The 7224-nt window shown below is 58.8% G+C and carries 2 protein-coding genes; both read right to left on the bottom strand.

Going from position 1 to position 7224, the window contains the following annotated elements:
- Positions 1-4185 (bottom strand): toxin TcdB middle/N-terminal domain-containing protein (locus ACL7TT_RS20180; protein ID WP_413397982.1); only part of this gene is annotated, 4185 nt, incomplete at its 3' end.
- Between the two features lie 248 nt (positions 4186-4433).
- On the bottom strand, positions 4434-7224 hold a 2791-nt coding region (locus ACL7TT_RS20175; RefSeq protein ID WP_413397981.1), incomplete at its 5' end, for a hypothetical protein.

The raw sequence follows: 7224 nt of genomic DNA, 5'->3' as shown, positions 1-7224 counted from the left end.
GCGCGTGGTGTAGAGAGGGCTGTCGATCTGCGGGCCAGTGATTTTGCGCTGGCGCTGAACCACTTGGCCACGCGCATCGTAATTCCACTGTTCAAAGCCGGCCTGGTCGGTGACTTTGGCCAGGCGCCCGCGTAAAAATCCACCGCCCGCTTCGCTGCGCTGGTCGTACTGGTAGCGCACCACAGGGGCCGTAGTGCCCAGCTGCACATCCGCTTGCCAGTGCCCACCGGCCGGCGCTTCTCCCCGCGGCGGCAGGTGATATTCGTTCAGGAGGCGGTTGGCACCGTCATAGCGATAGTGCCGCTCCTGGCCCCGGGCATCGCGGGTGGCGAGTACATTGCCGGCGGCATCGAAGTGCTGCCAGCGCTGCCCGCGATTGGGGTCGTCCAAAAAGCGCATCCGCCCCAGGTGGTCGTAGTGCATGCTGCGCACATTGTTTTGCGCATCCTGCAGGCGGGTGAAGTTATTGTTGAGGTCGTAGTCATAGTACGTCGACCAGGTGGCACCACCGGCGCCACCCTGGGTATTGGCGCCGACGATTTCATCCACTTGGCGCAGGCGGTATTCCCCCTCGGCGGTTTGCAAACCGTCGAACACCAGCCGCTTGGCGGCACCGGCATGGGGGCTGTTGGCACGGGTCTGCTCTTCATCCTCCCGCAGTTGCACCAGCGGCTGGTAGGTAATACGGCTGAACACGCTTTCCCCACTCTCTGCGGAATAAGGCTGGCGGGTTTCCTGCATACGCCCCAGGGCATCGTAACGGTACTGGCGCTGGTGGGGGCCCCGGTCGTCGGCCCGGTAGGCGAGGCCCTCGGCAAAATACGGCAGGGCGGTGCGGGAAACCTGGCCCCGCGCATCGTAGCGGTGATGGTCACTGATGACGACCTGCCCGGATTGTTCGCCTTCGCTGCGCATCATCAGGCTGCGCCCAAGGCCATCGTAAAAGTGGCGGCTGTCGATGGTGCCACTGGCACCACCCTTTTCGCGCCGGCGTGTTTCCACCCAGTTGAGGCGCTGGCCATCTACAGTTTGTGCCAGTTGATACGTGTATGCGAGGGTGGGGTATTGGAGGCTGTCGCCCGGTTCGATTTTGGCCGTGAGCCGGCCCAGGGCGTCGTAACGGTGCTGGTTCAGTTGCCCATTGAAATCGCGGTAATCGGTGAGCACACCCAGACCCATATCGTAGTCCGCCTGGGCGGTGAGCCATTGGGTACCGGTGTGCAACCGCACTTGGGTGGCAAAGGTGTGATACTGCGTATCGTAGGTGATCTCGGTTGCGTGGCCGGGCTCTTCGCCCCACAGGGGGTCGTAACTTCGAATACGGTTGCCGTAGGCATCGTAGCGGTGGCGCTCCGCGGCGATATACGCCGTCGCATTATCCGCTTGGTGCCATACACGCCGCAGGGTCAGGTTGCCCTTGGACAGTGCGCCCAGATTGCCGCCGGAAAAGCTTTCGTCGTCGTAAAACCACTGCTCTTTAGCCACTGCCTGGCCCGCAAGATCGGTTACAGTGCGTTCTATCGGCAGATGCAGAAACCAATGCCCCTGCGCGGAGGCGGATTCCGCGCTGTAGCGCAAGCGCGTAATGCGTTCATCCCCCCAGTCACCCTCCGTGCGCCCAAATTCTTTGATCGTGGTGGTGTTGCCGTAATCGTCGTAGTCGTATTCCCAGGCAAGCGTCACCGGTACCCCATTGCCGCGTTCCAGCAGGTGCTGCTTGCGCTCGGTCATTGCTGCAAAATCAACGCTGCGCGTCTCCTGGCCGTAGCCCTCGTGCAACTGGCGTAGCTCCCACTGGTTTTCCTCGCGCGAAAACACCGCGCCCAGGGCATCGCGGGTTTCCATTTGCTTGACCTTGCCCTTCAGCGCTTCCTGTTGCGTGCCATCGGGTTTTTGGCCCAGATGGAATTGGTAGTGGGTAACCAGTGTCGGGGTGCTGGCATCTCCCAGACGCCGCTCCTCGGTACTGGCAAAACCCTGGAACTCTTTATCGGCGCTATCGTAAAAGCCATCGCGGTATTCCATTGCTGTAATTTGCTGCGCACCACCGCTGTTGTCCTCCACAACAATCTGCTTGAGCACCTGCATGGCGACAGGAATGCCCTGGGGCCAGGGGGTGCCGGCATCCCGGTCTCTGATCATTTCCCCGGCGACAGAGGCATACTCGAGGGTTGTCGATCCCCCCAGGCCGTTATCGATACTTTTCAATTGATTCGGCTGCTCATCGGGAAACAGTTCGGCAAAATAAAAGGTGTTGTCCCCGCGGCCGGGGCTGTACCACAGAATATCCGTGGAGCCATTGCCGTTGATATCCACCAGACGCACTGCCTGAACGGACAGATTCCCCTGCGCCTGAACCACTTGCTCCTGGCCAAACAGCGCCTGCTGGTGCTGGTCAGTGTCCAGCCCCTGGTTCAACCAGATAGATACCCGCTGCCCGCCGAGATACACCAGGTCGCCGCGCCCGTCGCCATTCATATCGCTGATGCGTACAAAGTCGGCGTTGTAGAGGGTATTCGGGCTGTTGTCGAACACCACCGCCGGGGCAAAGCCCTGCAGACCGCGATTGGCAAAGTAGGCCACATAGCCGTTGCCGACCGAGACCAGATCGGCCAGTTCGTCGCCGTTCATATCGTAGAGAAAAACATTGGAGTCACCCAGGCGCATACCCTGGCTGCCCGCGGGCATCGGCAGCTCGATCGGCCGCGACCAGCCATCGGGGTGGTTCAGCTGCACCACATGGGATAAAACAGCACCGCTGCTGTTTAGTGTGGTGGCGAATACATCCACACGCTTGTCATTGTTAATATCCAGCATGCCGGCATGCGGGCTGTTGAGGGGAATATCCAACCCATTGATAACGCCGCTGTACTGCCAGCTGTGCGTTTCATCGAGATGGAAGTAGTGTGTACTGCCGGCGTTGTACTGCAGCATATTCACCGCGCCGTCGCCATCGATATCGGCCCAGGTGACCGCGGCATCCGAGATACGGCTGGTGGAAAAGGTGTTCATTTCGCGATAGCTCTGCCACTGCGGCAGGCCGTCGGCGCCGGGACCGAGATTGAGCCAGTAGGCGTCTTTGCTGGGACCGGTGTGAATCACATCCGGCAGTCCGTCGCGGTTCATATCCAGAAACGCCGCGTCGGGACTACTCAGGGATACCCGACTCGCCGCCGGCATCGACGTCATCAACACTTGATCTTGCTGGTACTGCGTATAGTCGTAGCGCACCGGCGGCAGGGACTGTGCCGATGACCCCGCACCGGCAGCCAATTGAATTTCCCGCAACAGGGACTGGCTTTGCCATGCGCTCAAAGGGTGGTAGGAAAAGGCATAGCTGCGCAAAAAACGCCCGGCAAACTGTGCCTCGACACGCTGTAAGCGGTATGCGGTTTTGATCTCGAATCCGGCTTTATAATTGGTCAGAATATCGGGGCGGCTTTCATAGTGAAAGTGAACCGCCATATCACCATTGCTGTTGTAGTTGATCGTTTGCAGATAAATCTGTGCGCTGTCATCCAGCTTGCTGTAATGGTATTCAATGCGATTGCCATGGGTGTCCTCTATGGCCTGCAAATACCAGGCGAAGACCGATGCACCGTCCCCGCTACTGATGCGGCTGCCGGTATCCTGCCCCAGGTACCAGCGCTGACCATCGGGCTGCGTGACCATCCAGCCCTCGGAAAGGCGCTGGTAGCGGGCGAAATCGGTGGCATTTTTTGTACGATAAACACCGTCCTCCACCAGTACCAACTCCTCGCCCTGGTGGTTGATAAAGGTATCGAACTCGTCAAACTCGTCTGTGCGGCCGTCGTGGTCGTTGTCCCGCTGATCCGCACGGCCCCATTCGGAATAGTTGGGCAGGCCCTGATCCGTCTGGCGCTGGATAAAGGGCATGGTCAGCCGGTGACCCAGGCCCACGAGCCCGTTGCCGAATCCGCTGTTGTACTCCACCGAAACATCCGGTGCCAGACCATTGCGCCCCGGTGGTACCGCCAGGCGTGTCAGTTGTGAGCTGGTGCCCGTGTTCAAATTGGGAGTAAAGGCTTCACCAAGCCCTGCGATACTGCCGGGGCCGGTGGGCAAATTGAGCACCGGCGCCTGCAGCGCCGTGTGTTCATCGGCCCCCAGGGCAACGCCGGTCGACAAAAGCAGGCAGCAGCCAAGCAAAACATTACGCAACATAAACTTCCCTTTTTTATTATCGGTGCCTTTATGGCAAACACCTGCAGGGTTTGAGGCAGTATTGCTCCGCTATAAAACCCGCTCGGGTTTACCAGCGATACCCAAAACTGTCTTTGTCAAAAGGCTGGTGGGATTCCCTGCAACAGCAAAAACCGCACCGGCCTTGCAAAAGCGGCAATCAAACAGAGTGCAGAACCTGTTTGATTGCCGGATTCATCCTGTTTTGAACAGGAACATACAGGGTTAACTTATTCCGAAGTCACCTTGTCCAGCGGAGCAATCTTGCGCAGCAACAGCGGGCCGCCGGGACCGTCATCGTCACAGGTGTCAAAGTTCCTGGACTTATAGCGGTGATTAAAGACCAGTTCTATATCCTGCATCGCGTCAATGTCCACCAGCGGGCCAAAGCGATCCGCCAGCTTGATCGACAGCCGCCAGCCGGTGGCGGCCACACTGCGCTCTTTGAAAACACTGGTGACGGTGGAACTGGAACCGGGCTCACTGCTCAGCACATCCAGGTCCGCCGCCATGGATACCCGGTAACTGTCCCGGAACGCCAGCTGTGTACCCTCCACGGTATCCCAGAAACGCGTGCTATAGGTCACCAGCTCATCCGCAATACCCACACCGTCTTCATTCACCACCAGTCTACCCGGTGTCTTGCTGCGCACCACACTGGTACCGCCGTAGGTGAGGAAAGCCGGTGTCTCGGTTTCACTGCTGCTGGAATAACTCGCGGGGATATTCAGCGCAATGGTCTCGATTTTGTCCAGGTAGGTGCCGCCGGTCGCCAGGCAGGCCAGGTCGCCCGTGCCCGCCACCACCGGGCCGAGGAAGAAATTGCTGCGCGGCAATTCTTTCACGGTACTGAACTCCACCGTTACCCAGGTATCGCTGCCAAAGTTGCGCGACAACAGCTGCAGCTTTGCATGGAAGGCCTCCTGCGGGCTTAGGCGCGGGCCATCCACCTGGGCGGGATCCGGGTGGGGGTAGGTTTGCGCGATACCCCCGATGGTATCCACATAGCCAAACACATGGTCCTTGATGGAAAAGGTGTCCGTGGCCTGCTGGGTGCCGCTGAGATTGCGCAGCTGGTCGAAAGACAGCATTTCACTGTGGAAGTCCCGCAGTTCCTCCGCATTGCGCAGGGTGTACACCGCCTCTTTCCTGCCCCGGCTAACCGGACCCACAAAGGGCTCCTGCCATTTGTATTCCAGTGCGCTGGCGGCGTAGAACAACCATTTCTGCGCTTCCTCAAAGTAACGCTCCGCGCGCAGCATCTCCGTGGTCAAACGGCTGCCGTGGATCGGATCGGCAAAGTAGCGCTCTGCCAGATTGCTGTTGGCGGTAAATATCTGGTTCGCCACCCGCTGCGCCTGGTTGAGCATACCCGCCAGGCGTTCCACTTCCTGTTCAACCGTCGCTTCCGCCTGGGCGATATCCAGGGCGATGGTATTGGCCTCCAGCCACATGGTGCGCACCCGCGCTTTACTTTCCACATCCAGCAGCCGGTTGGTGCTGTCATTCAGCGCGGCGCGCTCCTCTGCGCCCAAACGAATGCTCATTGCCTCCAGCCGTCCAATATCTTTGATGCTTCTAATATTGCGATTGGCCGCAATGACCTGATCAGTCGCTTGCTCCAGCGTACTAAAGTCACCGGTATAATAGGCCTTTATTGCGCCACCTATCGCTTTAATATAACCATGTCGTTGACTTGATTTTTCCGCCTCTATGCGAACACGTGCGATTTGCTTTGCAATGGACTCCTGCTTAGATCCGTAATCCAGGATGATTTTCGACTGCCCGTCGACAATGTCCTCTTCCGCCGCGCGTCGATCAATTTCGATTTCAATCGCAACAAGCAGGTTTTCCATACTCTGCAGATTGCGGTCCAGGGCGATCTGGGCGATATCGATATTGTTCGCCTGCAGCGAGATCTCACTGCCTTCCAGTGCCTCTTCGGTAGCGATTACACAACTTTCCTCAAAACAATTGTCCGGAAATTCCACCCCGAGCAAACTGAACAGCCAGTTGCCCAGTTGCTGGTGGCGATCGGTGTACTCCGTGGCCAGGGTATCGGCGCTGTGGCGGTAGGTGTCGTAGCTGGTTCTCGCCGCGGCCAGGCTGCTCTGCGCTGTGGCGATGGGACCACTGCTGTCATTGCCGAGGAAATCACTCAGTGCGTTAAAGGAATCAAACTCGGTATTGCCGTCAATGCCGTAGCCCTGTACCAGCAGCACCGCATCCTGCGGCAGGCCCAGAATATTGGTGTCGCCGGCAAGCCAGTTCACGGCATTTTCCAAATCGACAATATGGCTTTGCCATGCAGACACCGCTTCGGGCAGGCCGGAAAATCCCGTTACCTGGGTAAAGTCGATGCCCGGGAAAATCGCGCGCAGAGACTGCTCCCTGGCCACCAGATCGCTGCGCAGCGTGTTCATCTCCTCAATCAGCTGCGCCAGTATTGTGGTATTGGTCTGCCCCGCCACTACGGCCAGGCGCGCCTGCTGTACCTTGGTGGAGGCCAGCCTGCCCATCAACTGATAGAGCATGGTGACATCCTTGTAGCCGGTAAACAGCCGCTCCGCCGGGGTCACGTCTTTCTGCGCCAGGTCGTTGGGGTCGTAGTAGCGCGGGCTGATTTGCCCCCGCGAGGCCCCCCACTGAGCCAGGAACTCCGGGGCATACTGCAACAGCGAGTTGTATTGCTCCAGGGCGTCGTCCAGCAACTGGTGCGCAGTTTCGATATGCCCAACCTCGACACTCACCGCTTCGTTGCGCAGACGGCTGATGCGGGCTTTGTCCAGGGCCTCATTGGCCAGGATCATCTCCGCTACCGCGCGATCATAATAGACGTCCAGGGTGAAACGCTGCAGGTTTTCATTGTCCGGGTAGTGCGTCAGCTGCTCGAAAATAAAGGCTTCCACCGCTGTGGCGCGGTTGCGCTCGGCAGTGTCATACAGGGAGGAAAACTCTACCGTCGGCTCGCCACTGGCAAAGCGGTTGATCACCGTATTGGTGTTGGCGTCGACGATATAC

The organism is Microbulbifer jejuensis, assembly GCF_047289955.1.
Classification (GTDB): Bacteria; Pseudomonadota; Gammaproteobacteria; order Pseudomonadales; family Cellvibrionaceae; genus Microbulbifer.
The sequence above is the reverse complement of the archived record's forward strand: the minus strand, read 5'-3'. Positions and strand labels throughout refer to the sequence as shown.